We start from the raw sequence: 22607 nt of genomic DNA, 5'->3' as shown, positions 1-22607 counted from the left end.
CGCACCCGTCCCGGGGGAAACAGTTGCCTGTCGCCGGCGCCGATGACGGCAGCAATTGCACTGGTGATGCGTAACACCAGTGCAATTGCGCGATGCACGCCGGTCGTCAGTTCCCGACTTCCTTCAGCAGTGCCGCGGCGGCCATTTTGCCGATGTTGTTGGACGCAAGCGGGCTATCGCCCGTGATCAGTTTCCGGTCCTGATGGCACCGGCCCGTCATGTCCTTGTTCAACACCTTGGCGCCGAGTTTTTCGAGGCTTTCGGCGACGAGCCACGGCAGCGGGCCCGGCATGTACCCGATATCGAGATTCGGCCCCTTGTCGAGGGCATCCGGGAACACGCAAACCTCGTAGTCCTTGAACGGATAGTTTTGCGGATCCTCGTCGACGGCCGCCGACAGCAGGCACGCCGGGCCGTGACACAGCGTGATGATGTGCCGGTCGTTGTCGAGCGCCCACTTGAGGGTTCGCTTCACCTCCTTGCTGTGCGGAATCCCGGCGAGCACGCCGTGGCCACCGGGAATGAACACCGCGATGTACGGCGAATCGGCGCCGAGGTCCTTCTCGAGCACGTCGGACAATTTGAGCGGCGTCTTGAGCTTCGTCAGGTACTTCTGGTACGTGGACTGCACGGCTTCGTCGTCGCCGGGCATGGCCCACAGCTCCAGCTTGGCGGGATTGCCCGAAAGCGTCGCGATATCGATTTCAAAGCCGGCCTGATCCATGTGATGCATCGGCAGCAGCATCTCGACCGGATGATTGCCGGTCGAGAACATCTTGCCGTTCGTCATCAGGACGTAGCGTTCGTCGGTCGCGATCATCAGGACCTTCCACTTGCCGCCCTTGTACGGGTTCGGGTAATGCGCGCCGTCGAAGTCGGTCTTTGAAGACGTGTATTGCGACAACGAATACGGAGACGGAAAGTACGCATTGTTCTCGGCCGGATCGGGCGAGGGGATCTTGTCCGTTTGCTGCGGCTCGGTGGTCATGACTGCTCCTTTCACTGGACATGGTTCAGGAATCGGCGGGGCGTCGACGATTGGCCGTGCTCCACCGACGAATGCCTTTGAGTCGGCTCGGTAGGTCTCCTTTGCACTTCGAGGCGAAGACGACGATGTCGTCAGGCCGCGCGAGCATGCCCGGAGATCTTACAACGCGGTCGGGATTAATTGCCCCCCCGATCAGGTGGGTTCGCGCCCGGCCGGGCGAGTGCAACCCGCGCGATCGGGCGCGGCATGGCCGATCCGCCATGACGGCTTGTCCCCCCCAAAACGTGGGGGTGTCCGGCGCATGCCGGTACGGTATCTTGACTGTCACCCTGGCCGACGCGAACCGGCGTCGACGACGGCCTGCATGGCCGCCAGAAACCTTGAATCGGGCCACGTCGCCGCTCACGGAGACTCTCATGAACCCTTCGCATTCCGGCTCCCGGGATGAGCCATTGCCGTCCGCGTCCACGTATCCGCTGCTGGTCAAGCAATTGCTTCACACCCCGCTGGCGACGCGGCCGGAACAGGAAATCGTTTACGGCGACCAGGTGCGCCACGACTACTGGACCTTCCGCCATCGTCTCGGTCAACTCGCCAGCGGGTTGTCATCGATCGGCGTCGGGGCCGGAGATACGGTCGCGGTGATGGACTGGGACAGCCATCGTTATCTCGAATGCTATTTCGCGATTCCGATGATGGGGGCGGTGCTGATGACCGCCAACGTTCGACTGTCTCCCGATCAGCTCCTGTACAGCCTCAATCATTCGGGGGCGCAGGTTGCACTGGTGCATCGCGACTTTCTGCCGATGCTCGCCGGCATTCGCGACCGGCTCGAAACGGTGAGACGGTTCGTGCTGATCGGCGACGGAGCCGAGATCGACCTTCCGGACGGGTTCATCGACGAGTACGAGCATTGGGTCAGCGCCAGCCCGCCGGATTTCGTGTTCCCCGATTTCGACGAACAGACCCGCGCGACGACGTTCTACACGACCGGCACCACGGGGCTGCCGAAGGCCGTGGCGTTCACTCATCGTCAGCTCGTGCTGCACACGCTGGCCGGCATGGCGGCGTTGTCGAGCGCGCGCGATCGCGGCCGCATCCATCGTGACGACGTCTACATGCCGATCACGCCGATGTTCCACGTGCACGCATGGGGCATCCCGTATATCGCGACCGCGCTCGGCCTCAAGCAGGTTTATCCGGGGCGCTATTCGCCGGACGGATTGCTCGCATTGATCGCGCGCGAATCGGTGACGTTCTCGCACTGCGTGCCGACGCTGCTTGCGATGATCCTCGACAGCCCGGCGCTGGCCGGGATCGACCTGTCGTCGTGGAAGGTGATCGTGGGCGGCTCGCCGCTGCCCGAGGGGCTGGCGCGGGCGGCACTCGCGCGCGGCATCGAGGTGTACACGGGTTACGGCATGTCCGAAACCTGCCCGCTGATGACGATCGCGCAGGTCGATCCGCCGCTCGGGGCCGGCTACACGACGGACGACGACGATATCGCGCGCCGGACGAAGGCAGGCTTGCCGCTGCCGCTCGTCGACCTGCGCATTGTCGACGCCCAGTTTCGCGACGTGCCGCACGATGGCCGGTCGGCGGGAGAAATCGTCGTGCGGATGCCGTGGGCGACGCAGGGTTATCTCGGCGACGGGGCGGCATCGGCCGCACTGTGGGCCGGCGGATATCTTCATACGAACGACATCGGCGTGATCGACAAGGACGGTCGGCTGCAGATCACGGACCGGATCAAGGACGTGATCAAGACGGGCGGCGAATGGGTGTCGTCGCTTGAGCTCGAGGACATCCTGTCGCGCCATCCGGCCGTCCGGGAATCGGCCGTGATCGGCGTGAAGGACGCGCGGTGGGGCGAGCGTCCGCTCGCGCTCGTCGTGCTGGCTGACGAGCATGTGGGCCGGGTCGGGCCGGCGGAGTTGCAGGCCCATGTGAAGCAGGTGGCCGACCGCGGGCTGATCTCGCGCTATGCGGTGCCGGAGCGCCTGCTGATCGTCGACGCGATCGAGAAGACGAGCGTCGGGAAGATCAACAAGCGCGCGCTGCGCGAGCGCTACGAGCCCGACTGAGTGCGGCGTTGCCGCCGGGCGCCGCTCGCCCTTGCGGTGCGGCGCCGGGTCGGCACAACGGAAGCGTGCGGAGGACGTCACCCGAGGGTCGTCTTGCCGAGATCTTCGAAGAGCCGGACGTTGTCCCAGTAAGCGACGAGCCGCTCGATGCGGCCGTCGGTATCGAACTCGAACACGAACGCATGCCGGAGGGAGAACGTGCGTCCGCGGTTCTGGATGCCGGCGAATTCGCGTACCTGCGTGCCGCCGATCGTGACTTCGGCGGTGGCGTGACGGCCGGCGTCGTCCGCATGAATGGCGTCGACCTCGTTGTGCAGGTCCGGAAATGCGTCCAGCAGCGCCGCCCAGATGGCCTTGCCCTGCACGTCCGCCCGGCCGGTCACGCCGATCGGCACGTAGTCGAGGGTGGCATCCGGCGCGAACATCGTGAGCATCCCTTCGATGTCATGCCGGCGATACCGGTCAAAAAACGCGGCGACGGCGTCGCGACTGTTCATGGCGGCTCCTGGGGAAAGCGCAGCGTCGGTGGCGGCGCGGGTCACCCGCGATGCCGAGTTGCCAGAATGAAACGACATTGTCGGGCGAGGTACCCCCCGAATGGGGGGCTGAACATTGTGCGCCCGTTCAAGAACAATGCGGGTCCTTTGGAGCCGACCGCGACGCGGCGCCGCGCGCGGGCGGATCGGTACGGACATCACCTACTTTTGACGGCCGGCGCCGACTCGCTATGCTGTTGCGGAGCGCCGCGCCCGGGCAGCCGGCGGTGCCTTTTCCGGACGGGCGGATACGCGCAGTGCGCGAGGAGAACGTGAACAGCATGACGCCGAGGGACAACAGACGATCAACCAGCCCGGCGGACGCCGACACGATCGAAGTGCTCGTGCGCACCAAGCTCGCGCCGCCGTCGGCCAGCGGGATCGTGTCGCGCATCACGCGGCTCGGGCGGCTGCGCCGCGGCCTCGATCGCCGTTTGACGCTCGTCTGCGCACCTGCCGGGTACGGCAAGACGACGCTGCTGGCGGAATGGCGCAACGCGCTGGTCGAATCGGACAGGAAGGTTGCATGGGTGAGCCTCGACCAGGACGACGACAACGCGTCGATCTTTTCGTCCTACGTCGTCGCGGCAATCGTCGACGCGACGGGCGGGGTCGGCGCGCATGCCCGGCAGATGCTGCGCGACCGCGCACTGATTCCGCTGAAGGTCGTGTTCGACGAGCTGCTCAACGAGCTGGAAAGTTCGGGTGTCGAGCTGTTCCTGATGCTCGACGACTTCGATCGCCTCGTGTCGCCGGTCATCCACGACGCGATGTTCGGTCTGCTGCGCTATGCGCCGTCGAACCTTCACGTCGTGCTGTCGTGCCGTTCGGCACCGGCGCTGCCGCTCAGCTACTTCGATTCGCGCGACCAGCTCGTGCGAATCGACGAGAACGACTTGCGTTTCGACGATACCGAAACGCGCTCGTTCTTCGAGCTGATCGCCGGCAAGCCGCTCAACGCGGCAAATGTGGAGCGCCTGCGCGCGGCCACCGAGGGCTGGGTGTCGGGCCTGCAACTCGCGGCGCTTGCATTGAACGACGACAACGATGCGGCGCGCGTGGCCGAACAGGTCAGCCATGCCCGGGCCGGCATCGCCGCGTACCTGAACGAGAACGTGATGACGCAGGTGCCGGACGCGATCCGTCGCTTCCTGCTGCACACGGCCGTGCTGGACCGGATGACGCCGGCGCTGTGCGATGCGCTGACCGGCCGGGACGATGCGCTCGGCTGCCTCGACTGGCTGATCGGGCATAACCTCTTCATCCGGTCGATCGATGGCGACCGCCAGCGTTATCGTTATCACGCGTTGTTTCTGCAGTACCTGCGCGAGGAACTGGCGCTGCGCGAGCCCGATGCGGTGGCGACGCTCAATCGCCGTGCGAGCGAGTGGTATGCGGCGGAGCGGCAGTGGCCGGACGCCGTCCGGCACGCGCTTGCAGCGGGCGATTTCGATGCGGCCGCCGCCTGGGTCGAGGCATGCGCGATGAAGCTGATCGCGTCGAGCGACGTGCGCACCGTGCTCGACTGGGTGTCGCGCCTGCCCGGGCAGGCGCTGGCAGGCCGGCTGCGGCTGCGGATCGCGCATGCCTGGGCGCTGGCACTGGCGATGCAGATCATCGACGCGCGGCACGCACTCGATGCGCTCGAAGCCGACATCGATGCGGGGCGGCTCGACACCGATGCCGTCACGGCGACCGAGCTGCTGGCCGTCCGCTCGCTGATCGTCGCGCTGTCGGATCGCAGCATCGACGCGCTGCACCTGGGCGAGCGCGTACTCGCGGCCGGCCCGCCGTCCGGCTCGTGGGTCGAGCAGATCGGGCAGACCACGCTGAGTTTCGGGCTTGGGTACGCGGGCCGCCTCGACGACGCGCTGGACCTCCGGGCGCGGGCCGAGCGCGCGGCGTCCGGCCACGAACCGCTGTTTGCGAACGTGTATCGCCAGAACATGTCCGGCCTCGCGGAGTTCGTCGCCGGCCGCTTGCACGACGCGTCGAAGACGTTCGAAACGGCGTTGCGTGCCGCGGAGCGGGCGGCGGGGCGCCTGTCGGCGGCAACGGCGCTGTCGGCCGGTTACCTGTCGGCCATTTACTACGAATGGAACGACTGGCAGAAGGTGCGCGACGCGCAGGCCGACCGCTTCGACATCGCGATGCAGGCGTGTTCGCTGGGGCCGCTGCTCAGGTTCGTGCAGACCGCCGCATTGCTGCAGTTCCAGGCCGGGCACGAAGCGCGCGCGCACGAACTGCTCGACGAGGCCGATCACATCGCATGCAGCCGGCAATGGCTGCGGCTGCGCGTTGCATGCATGGCGACCGGCATCCGGCTTCACCTCGACGCCGGGAAGCCGACGCAGGCGCATCGCGTCGGGCGGGCGCTCGCGTCGCTGGTGTCGGAGGCGCCGCCGGAAGTTACGTCGAGCCAGGTCGAGACATGGCAGATGGCGCAATCCGCACGTGCACGCCTGCTGCTTGCCGATGCGCGCGCGGACGAGGCCGCGCAAGTCATGGCGACCGTGCACGAGTTGCTTGCCGCCCGCGGGTTCGACTGGCTGGCGGCGCAGGCGGCCGTGTTGCGCGCGCTCGCGTGCGAACAGGCGGGCGACGAAGAGACGGCGCTCGCGATGCTCGCCCGCGCGCTCGAATACGGTCAGGGCAACGGCCTCGTGCGGACCTTCGTCGACGAAGGTCCGCCGGTCGAGCGCATGTTGGCGCGCGTGCAGAACCGGCTCGACCGGTTTCCGGCGCTCGGGGCGTGGTATCCGCGCGAACTGATGCGCGCGTTCGACGCGCAGCGCGCCGCGGGCGCGACGCCGGCCGGGCGGCCTGGCGTGGCCGGCAACCTGAGCGCACGGGAAGTCGAGATCCTCGACTACGTTGCGCGCGGGCTTTCGAACAAGGAAATCGCCCGCGCGCTGCGCGTCGCGCCGGAGACGATCAAGTGGCATCTGAAGAACATCTTCGAAAAGCTCAACGTCACGTCGCGCATCCAGGCCGTGCGCAGCGGGTTGGCGCTCGAAGCGTCCCGCACGCGCTCCGGCGGCGAATGAACGGCTTGCGCCCGCAGACGATTGGCCGGGGCAGGCGATACAGCCACTGATCCGGAAATCGGCCGTCGACCCATAGGTGTACCGACTGTTCGTTCGTCACGATGCGCGCGCCACGCTCGTGCGAATGAGGTTCCGTCGTCATATCGGCGGGCGACCGGTGCGTCTGCGCGATCAGCGCGTTGACGCAAACGCCAAGCATTCCACATGATCGACCGACACTTCAGCCCCCCGACCGGGGGGCTGAAGTGTCGGCGCGGAATGCCGGACAATCGGTGACACCGAACGCGTCGCCGCACCTCGCTGGCGTGTCGCGTGGATGCAGCACTGGATGATGGGTCGAAATGGACATCCTTGAGAACATGCGGACGTTTGTGCGCGTCGTGCAGGCCGGCAGCTTTACGGCAGTGGCGAAACAGACCGATGTGGCGATTGCACAGGTATCGCGGGCGGTATCCGGCCTCGAGGAATATGCACAGACCCGCTTGTTGAATCGAACGACCCGGAGGATTTCGCTGACCGACAGCGGACGGCGTTATTTCGAGCGCCTGCTGGCCATCCTCGGCGATGTCGACCAGGCGAATGCCGAGGCGAGAAACGCACTCGTTCGGCCATACGGGCGGTTGCGCGTGCACACGATGCCGGGCCTGGGGCAAAGCCATGTCACCGAGGCCGTCGTCACCTATCAGGCGGCTTTTCCCGAGGTGGCCGTCGACATCACCTATTCGCAGAGGATGCCGAACCTGGTGGAAGACGGTTACGACATTTCGGTGGTCGCGGCGTCGAGTCTTCCCGATTCGGGATACATCGCGCATACCTACGGAAGGTGCTACAGCGTGCTGGTCGCGTCGCAGGACTATCTCGACCGGCATGGCACGCCGTCGAAGCCGGCCGATCTTGCCGACCATACGTGCCTGCGCCTCGACACGCCGGCCGACTCGAACGATGAATGGTTGCTTCATGGCACGCGCGGCGAGGTGGAATCACACTCCGTTCTCTCGGCCCCGTTCCAGGCGAATGCACCGGAAGCGCTGGCGATCGCGTTGCGTGCCGGCATGGGCATCGGGTCGTTGGCGATCTATTCCGTCATTGACGATCTGCGGAGCGGGAAACTCGTCAGGGTGTTGCCGGGTTACCGCCTGACGATGCTCGACGTTTATGCGATGTACGTATCCCGGCAGTTCATGGACGCGAAGATACGGACATTTCTCGAGCATCTGCGCATGACGCTTTCGCCGGCGCTGGAAGCCGACGAAGGTGCGTTGAATGCGATTGCCGCATAAGGCCTGCGCACTGCAACCGGCAGTGGCCGGCGCGACGCAGGCGCAATACCGGGCCCGATTCGAGTACCCACCCACCCGTAGTTTCCCGTTCGTTCAAATTGAGGAGAGGATGATGAAGTCACGCCTTATGATCGTTGTCGCCGGTTTTGTCGCATTGACGTCCGTCACGTCCTACGCGCAATCCGCCAGCCCCGACACGCAAACGGCCACGCAGACGGCTGCCCCGTCTCGCTCGGCCAAGAAGGCCGAGCGCCTGGAAAACCGTGCATTTGCGAAGAAGGTCCGTCAGGCGATCGTGAAAGCGCACGGGATCGGCAATGCACAGGTCACCGTCTTCGCCAAGGCAAAGACGGGTGAAGTGACGCTGGCGGGACTGATCACCGACGAATCGCAGGACAAGGCCGCGGTGGAAGCGGCTCGCCAGGTGCCGGGCGTCACGTCGGTGACCAGCAAGCTTCAGTTGCGCATGGAAGGCGGGCAGTGATGTGGCGTATGTCGCATTGCTGAGCGATACCGGATCCTCCGGATGTTCGCATCCGGAGGATCTTCGCCATGCGGGGCGCCGCATTCGACCCGCCGCGCGCAGGGTGAACCGCCGGATCAACGGCGATGCGGCGAGCCTGCCGGATGCTTGAATCGGCGCCCGCGCGCTGCGGCGGGCGATCGGATGGCCGGGATCGACAGGCTCCCGATTCGCCCGGCTCGGCGCCTGGGCCACGTGACCTAGAAGAGATGCCGAATCCCGACGACGGTGCCGAAAGTCGATCCCGACACGCCGTCCAGCGCGCCGTTGGTCGACAGTCCCGTGTTCATCCTGCCGTGGTTGTTGACGAACCCGAACTGGCCGTAAATCAGCGTCGCCTTCGACAGGCTGTAGGTCAGGCCCGTTGCGGCCAGTATCGAATGGTTGCCGGTATCGTTCCCGTCGCTCGTGTACCAGACGCCCGCGTCCGCGTGGATCGTCGGCGTGAACCGGTAGCTCAGGCCACCGCCGTAGACGCGGCTGTCGAACGCGCCCGCGACCTTGTAATTGACGAATACCGCGTTCACGGTCAGGTCGTTGAATTCGTAACGCGCACCGATCGTGCGGCCCGAGAACGCGACCGCGCTCGGCACAGGCGTGGCCGCAGCCGTGCCGCCGGCGTTGCCGCTATACATCGCCGCGCTGACGAGCATCGGCCCATAGGTGTAGTTCAGGCTCGCCGAGTACTGACGGCCCGCCTGGAAACTGCCGGCGGCGCCCCCCAGCGCGAGCATCGCGTTGCCCTGAAAGCCTGCAATCGTCGGGCTCGCATACGAGATGGCATTCGCGTTGAAGATGCCGGTGACGAACACGTTGCCCACATAGACGGGTACCTGGCTGCCGAAGAACGAGACGGAGCGAGGGTCGGTCGCGATCAGCGAGAGCACGAACGGGGAAAACTGCAAGCCGGCCTTGACGGTACCCGCGCCGCTCTCGATACCGATCCACGCATGGCGGCCGAAGAAGTTTCCGTTCGAATCGGTGAAACCGCCTTTCGACAGGTCGATGCCGCTCTCCAGCGTGAAAATCGCTTTCACGCCGCCGCCGAGATCCTCGCTGCCTTTCAGGCCGAACAGCGAGGGCGTCATGCCGCCGCTGATCAGCGAAAACTGATGGCCAGCGTTTCGCCCGGTTGCCGGATCGACCGTCTTGCTCGTGTACAGGATGCCGCTGTCGACGATGCCGTAAAGCGTCACGCTCCCCTGTGCATGGGCCTGCGGTACCGCCCCTCCCATGATGGCGGTGACCAGTGCGACTTCACGAATTCCGGGACGAAATGACATCGTTGATTGTCTCCAATGTAATGTGGACTTCTAATGATTTGTGATTCTTGAATCTATTTTAATAAATGAGTCTGGAAATCATCCGGCCACGTATTTCCGTTTCATTTCGATCGATGTTAGATCATGGTGCCGCCGCATTGAAATACGGTAGTAGCACTAGATATGTACGCGATAAATCGAGGGCCATGAAAACAATTCATTTGCGTCGAATTTTCTGCCTGCCTACGCTTTCAACCATAAAAAATCGATGAATCCCGGCGCTCTGGGCGGAAGTCTTCCGTGCCTGCGGTCGACCGGGAAAATATGAGCGGTGGACTTGAAAGGAGACGATGCATGGAGTCGAAGAACGTTCCGGAGATGGCTGAACTGTTGCGCGATGCGCCGAAGAACTGGGGCAAGTGGGGGCCGGACGACGAAGTCGGTTCACTCAATTACCTGACCGAAACGGAGGTACTGCGCGGCGTCGCGGCCGTGCGTTCCGGCAAGACCTTCACGCTGCAGATCCAGATGGGCAATCCGAAGGGCGACCCTGTCTGGCCGGGGCGCTCCCAGGCCTGTCGCATGAACGTGATGGACAAGGGCCACTACATGTGCGGCAAGGGGCCGCTGTTCCCCGGGCTCCTCGAGTATGCGGACGACATGATGATCATGTATCTGCAGGGCTCCACGCAGTACGACGCCCTGGGGCACGTGTGGTACGGCGACCAGATCTGGAACGGCTATGACGCGAAATCGACGATCGGCGGCCTCGCGAAGGCGAGCGTCCTGCCGATCGCGGAGCGCGGCATCGTCGGGCGCGGCGTGCTGATCGACATTGCGCGGCATCGCGGCAAGGCCGTGCTCGATCCGGGCGAGACCTTCACGCATCGCGACCTGCTCGAGGCCGCCGAAGCGCAGCGCGTGACGATCGAAAAGCGCGACGTCCTCGTGATCCGCACCGGCTGGATCGGCTCGTTCTACGAGCGCGACCGGAGCGAGTTCTACAAGAATTTCATCGAACCCGGCCTGACCTACAGCCCGGCGCTCGTCGAATGGTTCCAGCGGATGGAGATCCCGAACCTCGTCACGGATACGATCGCGAACGAGGTGACGATCGATCCGGAATCGGGCGTTGCGCTGCCGCTGCACAACGCGCTGATGCGCAATCTCGGCGTCACGCTGACCGAGATCGCGCAGCTCGATCCGCTCGCGTCCGACTGTGCGGACGACGGTCAATGGTCGTTCCTCTACACGGCGGCGCCGCTCAAGGTCGTCAGCGGCAGCGGCGCGCCGGTCAACCCGGTGGTCATCAAGTAGGCCGTCCCGGCTCCGGCCCGACCGCGCCCGACGCCCGCGAGCGCCGGGCGCGCTGTGCAATTCCGGCGGCGCACGCACGTGAAGCCGCGCCGCCCGCTTCTGGAGTGTCCATGACGCCCTATGACAACAAGCCCTGGCTCGCGAACTACGCGGCCGGCCATCCGGCGAGGATCGCGCCGGTATTTACCGACGCGCTCTCCATGTTCCGCGCGGCCGTCGCACGGGCGCCCGAGCGGGACGCGATACGGTACTTCGACGGCGTGCTGAGCTACGCCGAACTCGACGTGCAATCGGATGCCCTCGCAAGCGCGTGGCGCGCGCGCGGCTGCGTGGCCGGCGATCGCGTCGCGCTGTATCTGCAGAACGTGCCGCAGTTCGTGATCGCGCTGGTGGCCGCGTGGAAGCTCGGGATGATCGCGGTATCGATCAACCCGATGAACCGCTCACGCGAGCTGCGCGTATTGCTCGCGGATTCGGGCGCGCGACTGCTGATCTGCCACGAATCGCTGCATGCGGACGTCGTCGGCCCGCTTCTCGCGGAGGAGGCGCGGGCCGCCGCGCGGGGCGAGCCGGCGGTGCAGCCGGCCGTGATGACCACGAGTGAACTCGAATACCAGCGCCGGCACGACGCGCGGCTCTTTGCCGGTACGCGACGGCAGCCGGCGTTAGGTGTGGAGGATCTGTCGACGACGATTGCCGCTCATCGCGGCCACCGGCCGCCACCCGTCACGCTCGGGCCCACGGACGTCGCGATGCTCGTGTACACGTCGGGCACCACCGGCGTGCCGAAGGGCGCGATGAACACGCACGGCAACATCGCGTTCAACGCGCAGGTGTACCGTGACTGGATCGCGCTGCGGGAAGGCGGCCCGATCCTCGGCGTCGCGCCGCTGTTTCACATCACCGGGCTCGTGGGACATATCGGCGCCGCGTTGATCTGCGCGGCACCGCTGATACTTGCGTGCCGTTTCGAGCCGGGCGTCGTGCTCGATGCGATCCGCGAGCATCGCGCCGAATTCACGATCGGCTCGATCACGGCGTTCATCGCGCTGATGAACCATCCGCATGCAACGCGCGAGCATCTGGCGTCGATGCGACGCATCTACTCGGGCGGCGCCCCGATTCCGCCGAGCGTCATCGATGCGTTCCGCGAGCGCTTTGGCCACTACATTCACAACGGTTACGGCCTGACCGAGACGAACTCGCCGACGCACTGCGTGCCGCTCGATCGCGACGCACCGGTCGATCCGTCGACCGGCACGCTCGCTGTCGGCGTGCCGGTATTCAACGTGGAGTCGTACATCGGCGACGAAGCCGGCCGCCCGCTACCGCCCGGCGAGATCGGCGAGATCATCTCGCGTGGTCCGATGGTCGTGCCCGGTTACTGGAACAAGCCGGCGGAGAGCGCGAAAGCGATCGTCGACGGCTACTTCCGCACCGGCGACGTCGGCTTCATGGACGAGGAGGGCTGGTTCTATCTCGTCGATCGCAAGAAGGACATGATCAACGCGGGCGGCTACAAGGTCTGGCCGCGCGAGGTCGAGGATGTCCTGTACTCGCATCCGGCGGTACGCGAGGCCGCGGTCGTCGGCGTGGCGGACAGTTACCGGGGCGAAACCGTCAAGGCGGTCGTGAGCCTGAAGCCGCATGCCGAAGTCTCGCCCGACGCGTTGATCTCCTACTGCAAGGAGCGGATGGCGGCGTACAAGTATCCGCGCATCGTCGAGATCATCGACGAACTGCCGAAGACCATGACGGGGAAGATCCTGCGGCGCGAGCTGCGCGGGTGAGCGAGCGGCCGGCGCGGCACCGCATCACGGGTGGCTCGCCGTGTCCGCGCGAACGGGATCGAATATGTCGCCCAGTTGCCGACGCAGCCAGCCGTTCGCGGGATCGGCATCGGAATTCGCGTGCCAGTAGAGGTAGGTATCGATCGACGCGTCGAACGGGCATTCGAGCATCCGGTTGCCGCACATCTCGTTGAGCAGCCGCGCGTACCGTTCCGGCATGGTCAGCAGCAGGTCGGTCTGGTTGACGACGCGGCACGCGGCGAAGTAGCGGACGCATCGCAGGCGCACGCGGCGTTCGGCGCCGAGCCTGACGAGCGCGGCATCCTCGACGCCGCCGCCGCGCTGCCGGCTCGTCACGAGCACGTGCTCTTCGGCGAGATAGGCGTCGAGGTCGAGGCGCTGTCCGACGCGCGGGTGATTGCGCCGGCACAGCACGACGTACCGGTCGGTCGACAACCGGGTACTGCGGACGGATTGCGGGTGCGGCAGCAGCACGTCGATCACGGCATCGAGCGAGCCCGTGAGCAGGTCGGCCTCTATCGCGCGCCGGTCGTGTTGCACCGCGGCGATATCGATCGACGGTGCGTGCTGCGCGACGTATTGCGCGATGGCCGGCAATACCACCGGCTCCTGCGCATTGAGGATGCCGATCGTGAAACGCCTGATCGTCGTCGCGACATCGAACCGGCTGGCTTCATGCAGCGTGCATTCGAGCGTATGCAGGCCGTTGCGCACGCGCGCAATGATCGCCCTCGTGAACGGGGTGGGCATCATGGCATTGCCGTGGCGCTCGAACAGCGGGTCGCCGAGCAGCTCGCGCAGCCGGTTCAGCGCATGACTGACCGCCGACTGACTGAGGCTGAGCTGCTGCGCCGCGCGCGTGATGCTCTGCTGGGCGTAGATGCGTTCGAGTACCACCAGCAGGTTCAGGTCGGTACGGAAAAGGTTCATGACGTCGCGAATGAAAGGAGGGCGCGGCAGCGGCGGCGATTCGTGAGAAATACCGCGCCAAGACACGTTTTTTCCACCCCCCGGACGGGGGGCGGTTCGCCTCGCGCCGCTCGCCCCGGGAATCCGTGCGTGCGCGAGCCCCGAGTGACGGTCGTCGACGGGAACCGTCGGTGTTTCCCCGGGGGACAGGTGAGCGCGCCGACGCCCCCCACCTGTGGGGGCTGTTATTCACCGATGGCGGAAATATGCTCGGTCGTCCTGGCGATCGTGCTGGCAGGGACGGCCGGGTTGGGAAGCGAACCCTATCTTATGGATGACGAATCGATTGACGGGATGACGGATACGCAAGGCGATCCCGATTCTCAAAACTGGCGATGGAGGAGACATATGACGTTGAATGCAAGCGCTGTTTCACGTATCCGGGAGCACGCGAAGTTTAGTGAGCTGGTCGACGAACGCGCACGCCTGGGCCGGGTGTCGATGGTCATCGTGCTGGGCGCGTATTTCGGGTTGATTGCGCTGGTCGCGTTGCGGCCCGACCTGTTGCGCAGCGCCGCGTGGGCCGGCAGCGTCACGACCGTCGGCGTGATCTTCGCGATCGCCGTGATCGTGGCGGGATGGGGGCTGACGTGGCTGTATGTCCGCGTCGCGAATGACCGGTTCGAACGTCTGACCGGCGAATTGCTGGGCGAGGTGGGGCAATGAAACCGATCGCGCGCGTTTCGACCGCGGCATTCGTGCTTGCCGCAGCGCCGGGCGGCTTTGTATGGGCCGGCCCCGCCGTGGAGGCGGTGCAGCGTCAGCCGCTCAATCCGGCCGCCATCGCGATGTTCATGGTGTTCGTCTGCATGACGCTGGGCATCACGTACTGGGCGGCGCGCCGTACCAGGACGGTCAACGACTTCCTCACCGCCGGTGGCGGAATCAGCGGGCTTCAGAACGGCCTTGCGGTCGCCGGCGACTACATGTCCGCCGCGACGTTGCTCGGCGTCGTGAGTCTCGTCTACGCGAAGGGCTACGATGGCCTGCTTTATGTCGTCGGTTTCTTCGTCGGATGGCCGGTGATGCTGTTCCTCATGGCCGAACGACTGCGCAATCTCGGCCGGTTCACGTTCGTCGACATCATCGCCTACCGGCTCGATCCGGTCAGCACGCGCTGGATGGGCGTGGTCAGTTCGTTGACGGTCGTGTTCTTCTACCTCATTGTCCAGATGGTCGGCGCGGGGGAACTCGTTCAGCTGCTGTTCGGCATCGACTACAACTATGCGGTCGTCGGCGTCGGGTGTCTCATGATCGTCTACGTGACGTTCGGCGGGATGATCGCGACGACGTGGGTTCAGATCATCAAGGCCGTCCTGCTGATGTTCGGCGGCACGTTGCTGACGCTGTTGGCGCTCGGTCACTTCGGTTTCAGCTTCGAACGGCTCGCGCGGTCGGCGATCTCGGTACACCACGCGGGGAACGCGCTGATGGAGCCGGGCCGCCTGTTCTCGGACCCCGTTTCGGCCGTCTCGATGTCGCTCGCAACGGTGTTCGGACTCTCCGGACTGCCGCACGTGCTGATGCGCTTCTTTACCGTTCCGAATGCACGGGAAGCCAGGAAGAGCGTGTTCGTGGCGAGCACGTGCATCGGCTTCATGTTCATTGCGATGTTCGTCATCGGTCTCGCGAGCGTCGTGATCGTCGGCACCGATCCGCAGTTCTTCGAGGGCGGACGCGTGGGCGGCGTGCTGCGCGGCGGGAGCAACATGGTGGCGATGCATCTCGCCGACGCGACGGGCGGCAGCCTGTTCCTCGGTTTCCTCGCGGCGGTGACGTTCGCCACCATCCTGGCCGTGGTGTCGGGCCTGGTGCTGGCGGGTGCGTCGGCCGTATCGCACGACCTCTATGCGGGCGTGTTGCGCAAGGGCCGAGCGAGCGGGGCCGATGAAATCCGCGTCACGCGGTGGACGACGCTGGCGATCGGCGCCGTGGCCGTCGTGCTCGGCCTCCTGTTCAAAGGGCAGAACCTCGCTTTTCTCGTGGCACTGGCGTTCAACGTTGCCGCTTCGGCGAATTTTCCGCCGCTCGTGCTTTCGATGTACTGGAAGGGGCTGACGAGCCGCGGGGCCGTCTGCGGCGGCGTCGTCGGGCTCGTATCGTCGGTCTCGCTGGTCATTCTGTCGCCGGCGGTGTGGAAGTCGGTGCTCGGGCATCCGGCTGCCGTGTTCCCGTACGATCATCCGGCGCTGTTTACGATGCCGCTGGCGTTCCTGGCGAGCTACGTGATGTCGACACTCGATCGCAGTTCGAGGGCCGACGCGGAGCGGCATGCGTTCGACGCCCAGTTCGTGCGCGCCCAGACCGGGCTCGGTGCGGAACGGGCCGTCGAGCATTGACGCGGAACGAACCGCGTCGCCCGCCGTGCGCCGGTGAACGAGCCGGTGTGCGCGGCGGGTACCGACGCGTGGTCAGTGCGGGCGGAAAGCGGAGAGCGGCGAGTCGGGTGCCGCGAGCGCGCTGTGAATGAAATGCAGGCTGCCGAGCACCGTCTGAAGGCGGGGCCCGGACGGGCCTGCCGCATCGGCGGTCTGCATCGTCCGTTGCAGCGTGGCGGTTGCGACCTGTACCGCGTGCGCGGCGGCAGCGCCGGCCTTCGGTGTCGGCGCCTCGAACAGCAGCCGGATCGCGCGGCACGCGGATGCGCAATCGTCGAGCCAGGCCGGTGCGGCGTCCGGCGCGGCTCGTGCGGCCTCGATGGCCGTTGCGTCGCGCAGGTCCGCGACGGCCGAGCCGATCTCGAGGACGGACAGAAACCATTCGACGGACTCGCCGTTTGCCACCGGGTCGTCACGCGATATCGACCGGACCTGATACATGAGGTCGCGCGTGCGGCTTTCGAAGCGCGTGCGCAGCGTTGCGACCGAATCGGTGCATGCGAACACGACCTGCCTGCGCAGGTCGGCCAGCAGATGCCGGCGCAACCCGCGCATCGTCGGCGGCAGGAACAGCTCGAACGCGACGGACGCCATCAGCATGGACAGGACCAGCGCGATCGCGTCGTTCATGAAGGACGTCGGATCGTAGGCGACGACATTGTCGGGGCCGGTCAGAAAGCAGAAATAGATGCAGTAGCCGATGCCGTACCCGGCCAGCGACGCGCGCGTCGTCATCCAGCATCCCAATGCGAGCGGCGCGGCGAGTACCACGCAGAGCAGCGGGAAGCCGTCGATGACCGGATAGACGACGAACATGACGATCAGCCCGACGGCGGACGCGAACGCGGTGCCGATCGCCATCTGGAACGCCGTGCGAGACGGGCGCGCGGAGGAAGCGACCAGCGCGCAGATGGCACCGCCGTTCAGCACGAGCAGCGCGCCCGACGGCCACGCGGTCGCGATCCAGAATGCGCTGAGCACGAGCGTCAGCAGCATCGCTCGGACGCCGGCGACTGCCGCGATGAGCGGATTGGTGCGCGGCTCGTAGGGTGTCGCCCACTGTTCGCGCTCGTGTGCGGTGGCGTTCAGCGACAGATAGGTGCTCGCATAGGCGACATAGCTGCCCAGGAACCGGTCGAGCAGGTCGACCGCCGTGTCGAAATCGAGCGCGGTCGCGCCGCCGCCGAGCCGGTTTCGCGCCAACTGCGCGCGGCCGGGCAGCGCCGTGCGGCAGTGCTCGAGCGTGGCGGCCAGCGACGCGGCGAATGCGTCGATATCGTCGGCGTGCGTCGCGTCCTGCCGTATGAGTCGGAGCGGTTCTGCGATACCGGCCATCAGTGCGTCGATCTCCGTCAGCACCCCATCGGCTCGCGCGGCACGCAGCCGGGCGATCAGCTGACTCAATGCGTGCAGCCGCGTCGACGCCGCCATGCGCTCCGCATTGAGCCGCGTCAGGCGGCCGTTTCGCAAGCGCGTGTCGGGGCCTTCGAACACCGCTGCGCTGCGCGCGGCTTCGGCGCTCACGGTCTCGTCGACGATGCGCACGCTCAGCGCCTCGAGAAACGACCGGTCGATCCGGCCGGACAGAATCGACAGCACATCGTCCGCGAACGCGGTGAACCGCGTGCGGTTCACGCGGCTGATCTGTTCGCTGACATGCTGCGGAAAGACGAGCGCGCTGACCGCGCCCGAACTCAGGATGCCGATCGTCACCTCCGTCACACGCGTCATCGCAGAAAGAAAGGCCGCGTCCGGATGCTGCCATGACGGGATGCCGATGAGCGCGGCCGTGTAGCCGGCGAGCACGAATCCATAGGTCCGGAAGTTGCGGTTTCGCGCGGCACCCGCGGTGCACATGCCGATCCAGAGCGCGGTGGCGCCGAGGAAGAGTTCGGGCACCTGCCCGAACAGGCCGATCAGCACCAGCATCGCCAGCAGGCCCACCATCGTGCCGCAGATCCGGTACAGGCTTTTGGCGAGCACCATGCCGCTTTGCGGCTGCATCAGCACGAAGACCGTCGTCATCGCCGTGCGCGGCATCGGGAGTTCGAGCTTCATCGCCACGCCGAGCGCCAGCAGCGCGGCGAGCAGGGTCTTGAAGATGTACAGCCAGGTGACGCCGCTCGTGCCGGCCCAATGGCGGGCCGCATCGGCGATACCTGTTTTGGTATCCGAAATAGATGACGTGAATCTGGAGGGCGGCGAAGACATGATGGATGTGGTGCGCGATGCAGGCGTGCGGCGACAGGACGACCGTGATTGTATTTTCCGGAAGCGCGTTCGAGTATTGCGCGTGGTGTTAAATGCTTTTCCCGGATCAGGATCGATGTGAGCGCGCGACGGCCGCTTTCCCGCGCGTTTCGTTCGCGCGCAAGCCGGCGGCGAGCCGGGTGCTCGCCGCCGGTGCGGGGGGCGCGCCGTGGGTCAGGCGCGCGTCAGCAGTTTCAACAGCGCGTGGGCGGCCGGTTCGGACGACGCCGGATTCTGGCCGGTGATCAACAGGCCGTCGACGACCACATACGGTTGCCAGTCATCGGTTTTCGAATAACGACCACCCTTCGACTTGAGTTCGTCCTCGACGAGAAACGGCACGACGTTCGTCAACCCGACGGCATCCTCTTCCGAATTCGAGAAGCCGGTGACGTTCCTGCCGGCGACGAGCGGCTTGCCGTCCGGCCCCTTCGCATGGCGCAGCACACCCGGTGCGTGGCAGACGGCCGCGACCGGCTTGCCCAGTGCGATGGCCTGCTCGATCAGCGAGACCGACCGTGCGTCTTCGGCGAGATCCCAGAGCGGGCCGTGGCCGCCCGGATAGAACACCGCGTCGAACGCGTCGACCGCGACCTCCGACAGTTTTTGCGTGGCCGCGAGCGCAGCGCGCGCGTCCGGATCGGCTTCGAAGCGGCGCGTGGCGTCGGTCTGGAACGCGGGGTCCGCGCTTTTCGGATCGAGCGGCGGCTGGCCGCCGGCCGGCGACGCCAGCGTGATGTCGGCACCCGCGTCTTTCAGCGTGTAGTAGGGCGCCGCGAATTCCTCGAGCCAGAAGCCGGTTTTCTCGCCGGTCGAACCGAGGGTGTCGTGGGAAGTCAGGACGAACAGAAGTTTCATGATGTCTAGGGATGGAGATGAATGATGGATGCGCGAATTCGCTTCATGCAGCGACTTCGGCGACGCGCACGACCACCTTGCCGAAGTTCTTTCCCGCCAGCAGGCCGATGAGCGCTTCCGGCGCGCGTTCGAGGCCGTCGGTGACGTCTTCGCGCGGCGTGATCTCGCCGGCCTCGACCCAGCGGCCCATTTCCGCCAGGAACGCCTGATAGCCGGTCGCATAGTGGTCGAGGATGATGAAGCCCTCCATGCGGATCCGTTTCTTCAGGAGCGTGTCGGTCAGGCGCGGCAGCCGGTCGGGGCCCGGCGCCGGTTCGCTGTCGTTGTATTGGGAGATCAGGCCGCAGAGCGGCACGCGTGCGCCGACGTTGAGGAGCGGCAGCACGGCGTCGAAAATCGCGCCGCCGACGTTCTCGAAGTAGATGTCGATGCCGTCGGGGCAGGCTTGCGCGAGTTGCCGTGCAAGATCGGGGGCGCGCCGGTCGATGCACACGTCGAAGCCGAGCGTCTCGGTGACGTACCGGCATTTCTCCGCGTCTCCCGCAATGCCGACGACGCGGCAGCCCTTGAGCTTCGCGATCTGGCCGACGACGGCGCCCACTGCGCCGCTCGCCGCCGCGACCACGACCGTTTCGCCCGGCTTCGGTTGCCCGATCTGCAGCAGGCCCGTATAGGCGGTGAAGCCCGGCATGCCAAGCACGCCAAGCGCATGGGAAGGGCGTTCGAGATCCGTGCCGAGCGGCATGAGGTCGGTGCCGTCGGAGAGCGCGTAGTCCTGCCAGCCGCTGTCGCCCAGCACCAGCTCGCCCACCGCGAATGCGGGATGCTTCGACGCGACGACGCGGCTGACGGTGCCGCCCACCATCGTGTCGCCGAGCGCAACCGGCGGCGCGTAGGACGGCGCGTCGCTCATGCGCCACCGCATGTAGGGATCGAGCGACAGGTAAAGCGTCTGCAGGAGGACTTCGCCGTCGGCGGGCGTCGGCACCGCGGTGGTTTCGAGCCGGAAGTCGTGCGCTGCCGGCGCACCGACGGGGCGGCTGGCCAGGACGACCCGGCGATTGACGGATGGGGAATGCGGCATGGGTGACCTCTGTGTAACGGTTTCGCCGCCTGGATCGGGTCGGCGGCAGCGGGTTGTTCGCGTGACGGTCGAGATGCGCGGGACGACGTGCCACGACGGCACGACGCACGAACAAAGTAGACCAGTCGTCTATAGCGTGGACGCTTGCGGGCAACATCACAGGGCATGACCTGCGGGGGTGCGCCGGGTTGCGCCAGGCATCGCATGAATGCGAGGGCCGACATGGCGGTCGGACCGTGACGCGGATCATACGGCTGAGTAGACCAGTCGTCTAGTGACGGTGACGCGCGATTTCGCGCTTTCCGATCGGTCCCGTTTGCGGTTGACGCGGTGCGCATGGCAACGGCGAACGGGGTATCCGTTCCCCGCAACGGCCGTGTCATAAGGCGTTCGCCGAAATCGGGCGTTGCTGCGACTGACGGCATGCGGCCGCTTCCGAACCGTGTCGTCGATGCGGTCCGCCTCCCCATTCGGGGGGGGCGTTGGCTGCGGGAAACGCCGTAACGTAGTCGGCAAGATCGCCGTCCGGGCGGGGCGTCCGGCCGGGCGGCGCCATCATCGTGAACCGAGCGGGAGGAGGCATGACCAGAACGGTGTTGATAACCGGTGCGGGGTCCGGATTCGGGCGAGGGGTCGCGTTCGCACTGGCGGAGCGGGGGCATCGCGTCATCGCGTGCGGCCAGATCTGGCCGCAGGTCTGGGCACTGCGTCAGGAGGCCAAGGCGCGCGGCGTGGACATGCAGGTCATCAAGTTCGATGTGACGAACGAAATCGATCGTGCGCACGCATTGACGCACGAGGTCGATGTCCTGCTGAACAACGCGGCGATCATGGAGTCCGGCCCGCTCGTGGAGATCCCGATCTCCGTGTTTCGTTCGGTCTTCGAAACGAATGTCTTTGCGGCGCTGGAGGTCGCGCAGGGCTTCGCGCGCAGGATGGTCGCGCGCGGGCATGGCCGGATCGTCTGGATGTCGTCGGTCGCGGGATTGATCAAGGTGCCGTTCGACGGCGCATACGCCGCGTCGAAGCATGCCGTCGAAGGCATCTGCTCCGCGATGGCGGAAGAACTGCAGCCTTACGGCGTCGAAGTCGTCACGATCAATCCGGGTGCCTATCGCACCGGCTTCAACGATACCGGCATGGAAAGCATGGATCAGTGGTGGGATCAAGGCGAGCGCGTCGTCGCCCATTGGCCGACGCGCGAACTGAATCGGCAACACGATCCCGCGGAAATGATCGACGCCATCGTCACGGTGATCGAGGCGGAGGCGCCGCCGTATCGCACGGTCAGGCCCGAATCCGCCGAGCAGCTCGTGCGCGACGAACAGGCCGCCGCATGGCAACGGGTCGTCGGCGGCAAACAGTGACCGGCTCGAACGAACGCCCGTCGGTCGGCGAGTTCGGCATGCGTGGCCGCGGATTGCCGTCGGCCTCGGGTGCCGGTGCTTCCAGAGGTTTTTTCACCCCCCCGTACTGGGGGTAGAGCGGTCGGCAGGACAACGCTATCGTTGGCTCATCGTCGCGACGGGCCGAAACGATGCAGGCCGGTTCGTATCGAGCGGGTGCGGTGACGTCGTGCGGTTCCGGAGCGAGGCCGCGCAGCATGAAACGGCTCGATCGTTCCGCACCGACCTCATCTGCCGATCCGACCGCGGCTGAAAAAACTGCCAGGACGTCATGCTGAACCGCGCGCGAACCCGTCGACGATTGCATGGCTCGACGCGGACGCGTTCGCCTGTCCACGCGAGCCGGCAGCAGGGCAGCGCGCATGCACGCGCCGCCCACCCGGAATGTCCGGCCCGGGATCGATGCCGGCATCGTGTCAATTGCACTGCGCGACGGTTCGCGTTGCGCGGAGAAACCCGCCATGATTTTTGAAATTGCCCAGATCGAGATCCAGGAAAACGGAGAGCAGGGATTCGAGCGCGCGGTCGCCGAGGCGAAGCCGCTCATCGAACGCGCCCCCGGTTGCCATGGCTTGCGCCTGTATCGCGGTATCGAGCAACCGTCGCGTTACCGCCTGATGGTGCAATGGGAAAGCGTCGCGCTGCACGACGCCTTTCGCCAGACAGCCGATTTTCAGCGTTGGCGCGAACTGGCCGGCCCCTTCTTCGTGGGCCCGCCGTCGGTCGAGCACGTGAGCGAAGTCCGAATCGCCGGTGCATGAGGCGCGGTACGCCGCCGCATCCGTGCGGCGTGCCCGGTCGGCACCGCCGGCAC

General features: G+C 66.0%; 17 protein-coding genes. 10 read left to right on the top strand and 7 right to left on the bottom strand.

The window, feature by feature from the left end; all coding sequences use genetic code 11:
• Window positions 1–106: 106 nt before the first annotated feature.
• Window positions 107–988 carry a glyoxalase III HchA gene (gene hchA / locus FOZ70_RS27910; protein ID WP_059484402.1) on the bottom strand — a complete coding sequence of 294 codons (882 nt, stop codon included), beginning with the start codon at window positions 986–988 and terminating at the stop codon, window positions 107–109.
• Window positions 989–1404: 416 nt separating this feature from the next.
• Here hchA and FOZ70_RS27905 point away from each other — a divergent pair, with 416 nt between their 5' ends.
• A complete protein-coding gene (locus FOZ70_RS27905) occupies window positions 1405–3072 on the top strand; it encodes a fatty acid--CoA ligase (protein ID WP_219707277.1) in 1668 nt (555 codons plus the stop codon).
• Window positions 3073–3149: 77 nt separating this feature from the next.
• Here the strand turns inward: FOZ70_RS27905 and FOZ70_RS27900 are convergent, their stop codons facing one another.
• On the bottom strand, window positions 3150–3614 hold the full coding sequence (locus tag FOZ70_RS27900; protein ID WP_230944191.1) for a nuclear transport factor 2 family protein: 465 nt from the start codon (window positions 3612–3614) through the stop codon (window positions 3150–3152).
• A gap of 275 nt (window positions 3615–3889) precedes the next feature.
• Between FOZ70_RS27900 and FOZ70_RS27895 the strand changes: the two genes are divergently transcribed.
• The 3 genes from FOZ70_RS27895 to FOZ70_RS27885 all read left to right on the top strand — a co-directional run bounded on the left by FOZ70_RS27895 (window position 3890) and on the right by FOZ70_RS27885 (window position 8419).
• A complete protein-coding gene (locus tag FOZ70_RS27895) occupies window positions 3890–6655 on the top strand; it encodes a LuxR C-terminal-related transcriptional regulator (protein WP_219707276.1) in 2766 nt (921 codons plus the stop codon).
• A gap of 341 nt (window positions 6656–6996) precedes the next feature.
• Window positions 6997–7935, top strand: a complete 939-nt coding sequence (locus FOZ70_RS27890; RefSeq protein ID WP_048027848.1) for a LysR family transcriptional regulator — start codon at window positions 6997–6999, stop codon at window positions 7933–7935.
• Window positions 7919–8419, top strand: coding sequence for a BON domain-containing protein (locus tag FOZ70_RS27885; RefSeq protein ID WP_226217996.1), 501 nt, complete (start codon window positions 7919–7921; stop codon window positions 8417–8419). Before FOZ70_RS27890 ends, FOZ70_RS27885 begins: the two co-directional genes overlap by 17 nt.
• Window positions 8420–8658: 239 nt before the next feature.
• On the opposite strand, the gene FOZ70_RS27880 is transcribed toward FOZ70_RS27885, so the two are convergent.
• The gene (locus FOZ70_RS27880; protein WP_059676186.1) at window positions 8659–9693 is read right to left on the bottom strand and encodes a porin; all 1035 of its coding nucleotides are present in this window, start codon (window positions 9691–9693) and stop codon (window positions 8659–8661) included.
• Window positions 9694–10074: 381 nt separating this feature from the next.
• Between FOZ70_RS27880 and FOZ70_RS27875 the strand changes: the two genes are divergently transcribed.
• Window positions 10075–11037 carry a cyclase family protein gene (locus FOZ70_RS27875; protein ID WP_048027845.1) on the top strand — a complete coding sequence of 321 codons (963 nt, stop codon included), beginning with the start codon at window positions 10075–10077 and terminating at the stop codon, window positions 11035–11037.
• Between the two features lie 110 nt (window positions 11038–11147).
• The gene (locus FOZ70_RS27870) at window positions 11148–12827 is read left to right on the top strand and encodes an AMP-binding protein (protein ID WP_219707275.1); all 1680 of its coding nucleotides are present in this window, start codon (window positions 11148–11150) and stop codon (window positions 12825–12827) included.
• A gap of 24 nt (window positions 12828–12851) precedes the next feature.
• Here FOZ70_RS27870 and FOZ70_RS27865 read toward each other — a convergent pair whose 3' ends face one another.
• A complete protein-coding gene (locus tag FOZ70_RS27865) occupies window positions 12852–13778 on the bottom strand; it encodes a LysR family transcriptional regulator (protein ID WP_059676184.1) in 927 nt (308 codons plus the stop codon).
• A gap of 309 nt (window positions 13779–14087) precedes the next feature.
• Here FOZ70_RS27865 and FOZ70_RS27860 point away from each other — a divergent pair, with 309 nt between their 5' ends.
• Both FOZ70_RS27860 and actP read left to right on the top strand, forming a co-directional pair.
• Window positions 14088–14483 (top strand): DUF485 domain-containing protein, encoded by a 396-nt coding sequence (locus FOZ70_RS27860; RefSeq protein ID WP_219707274.1) that lies wholly within the window; start codon window positions 14088–14090, stop codon window positions 14481–14483.
• The gene (gene actP, locus FOZ70_RS27855) at window positions 14480–16156 is read left to right on the top strand and encodes a cation/acetate symporter ActP (RefSeq protein WP_219707273.1); all 1677 of its coding nucleotides are present in this window, start codon (window positions 14480–14482) and stop codon (window positions 16154–16156) included. The genes FOZ70_RS27860 and actP overlap by 4 nt, the downstream gene beginning before the upstream one ends.
• A gap of 72 nt (window positions 16157–16228) precedes the next feature.
• On the opposite strand, the gene FOZ70_RS27850 is transcribed toward actP, so the two are convergent.
• From FOZ70_RS27850 to FOZ70_RS27840, 3 genes are all read right to left on the bottom strand, one after another.
• On the bottom strand, window positions 16229–18406 hold the full coding sequence (locus tag FOZ70_RS27850; RefSeq protein ID WP_219707272.1) for an FUSC family protein: 2178 nt from the start codon (window positions 18404–18406) through the stop codon (window positions 16229–16231).
• A 213-nt stretch (window positions 18407–18619) separates the two neighbouring features.
• Window positions 18620–19303 carry a type 1 glutamine amidotransferase domain-containing protein gene (locus FOZ70_RS27845; protein WP_048027836.1) on the bottom strand — a complete coding sequence of 228 codons (684 nt, stop codon included), beginning with the start codon at window positions 19301–19303 and terminating at the stop codon, window positions 18620–18622.
• Between the two features lie 43 nt (window positions 19304–19346).
• Window positions 19347–20387, bottom strand: a complete 1041-nt coding sequence (locus FOZ70_RS27840; RefSeq protein ID WP_048027834.1) for an NADP-dependent oxidoreductase — start codon at window positions 20385–20387, stop codon at window positions 19347–19349.
• Between the two features lie 581 nt (window positions 20388–20968).
• Between FOZ70_RS27840 and FOZ70_RS27835 the strand changes: the two genes are divergently transcribed.
• A complete protein-coding gene (locus tag FOZ70_RS27835; protein WP_059495650.1) occupies window positions 20969–21754 on the top strand; it encodes an SDR family oxidoreductase in 786 nt (261 codons plus the stop codon).
• Window positions 21755–22155: 401 nt separating this feature from the next.
• Window positions 22156–22554 carry an antibiotic biosynthesis monooxygenase family protein gene (locus FOZ70_RS27830; protein WP_346656417.1) on the top strand — a complete coding sequence of 133 codons (399 nt, stop codon included), beginning with the start codon at window positions 22156–22158 and terminating at the stop codon, window positions 22552–22554.
• Window positions 22555–22607 lie beyond the last annotated feature (53 nt).

It is taken from the genome of Burkholderia sp. COPS, from assembly GCF_019425585.1.
Classification (GTDB): domain Bacteria; phylum Pseudomonadota; class Gammaproteobacteria; order Burkholderiales; family Burkholderiaceae; genus Burkholderia; species Burkholderia cepacia.
Note: the sequence above shows the minus strand (reverse complement) of the source record. Positions and strands in the feature narration are given on the sequence as shown.

What these genes read in the sequence shown, in the direction of transcription:
- FOZ70_RS27905 (WP_219707277.1), top strand. Translation starts at nt 1,405, where the DNA reads ATGAACCCTTCGCATTCCGGCTCCCGGGATGAGCCATTGCCGTCCGCG.
- FOZ70_RS27845 (WP_048027836.1), bottom strand. Translation starts at nt 19,303, where the DNA reads ATGAAACTTCTGTTCGTCCTGACTTCCCACGACACCCTCGGTTCGACC.
- FOZ70_RS27890 (WP_048027848.1), top strand. Translation starts at nt 6,997, where the DNA reads ATGGACATCCTTGAGAACATGCGGACGTTTGTGCGCGTCGTGCAGGCC.
- FOZ70_RS27895 (WP_219707276.1), top strand. Translation starts at nt 3,890, where the DNA reads ATGACGCCGAGGGACAACAGACGATCAACCAGCCCGGCGGACGCCGAC.
- actP (WP_219707273.1), top strand. Translation starts at nt 14,480, where the DNA reads ATGAAACCGATCGCGCGCGTTTCGACCGCGGCATTCGTGCTTGCCGCA.
- FOZ70_RS27840 (WP_048027834.1), bottom strand. Translation starts at nt 20,387, where the DNA reads ATGCCGCATTCCCCATCCGTCAATCGCCGGGTCGTCCTGGCCAGCCGC.
- FOZ70_RS27835 (WP_059495650.1), top strand. Translation starts at nt 20,969, where the DNA reads ATGACCAGAACGGTGTTGATAACCGGTGCGGGGTCCGGATTCGGGCGA.
- FOZ70_RS27850 (WP_219707272.1), bottom strand. Translation starts at nt 18,406, where the DNA reads ATGTCTTCGCCGCCCTCCAGATTCACGTCATCTATTTCGGATACCAAA.
- FOZ70_RS27880 (WP_059676186.1), bottom strand. Translation starts at nt 9,693, where the DNA reads ATGGGAGGGGCGGTACCGCAGGCCCATGCACAGGGGAGCGTGACGCTT.
- FOZ70_RS27865 (WP_059676184.1), bottom strand. Translation starts at nt 13,778, where the DNA reads ATGAACCTTTTCCGTACCGACCTGAACCTGCTGGTGGTACTCGAACGC.
- FOZ70_RS27830 (WP_346656417.1), top strand. Translation starts at nt 22,156, where the DNA reads ATGCACGCGCCGCCCACCCGGAATGTCCGGCCCGGGATCGATGCCGGC.
- FOZ70_RS27875 (WP_048027845.1), top strand. Translation starts at nt 10,075, where the DNA reads ATGGAGTCGAAGAACGTTCCGGAGATGGCTGAACTGTTGCGCGATGCG.
- FOZ70_RS27870 (WP_219707275.1), top strand. Translation starts at nt 11,148, where the DNA reads ATGACGCCCTATGACAACAAGCCCTGGCTCGCGAACTACGCGGCCGGC.
- hchA (WP_059484402.1), bottom strand. Translation starts at nt 988, where the DNA reads ATGACCACCGAGCCGCAGCAAACGGACAAGATCCCCTCGCCCGATCCG.
- FOZ70_RS27860 (WP_219707274.1), top strand. Translation starts at nt 14,088, where the DNA reads ATGGATGACGAATCGATTGACGGGATGACGGATACGCAAGGCGATCCC.
- FOZ70_RS27885 (WP_226217996.1), top strand. Translation starts at nt 7,919, where the DNA reads ATGCGATTGCCGCATAAGGCCTGCGCACTGCAACCGGCAGTGGCCGGC.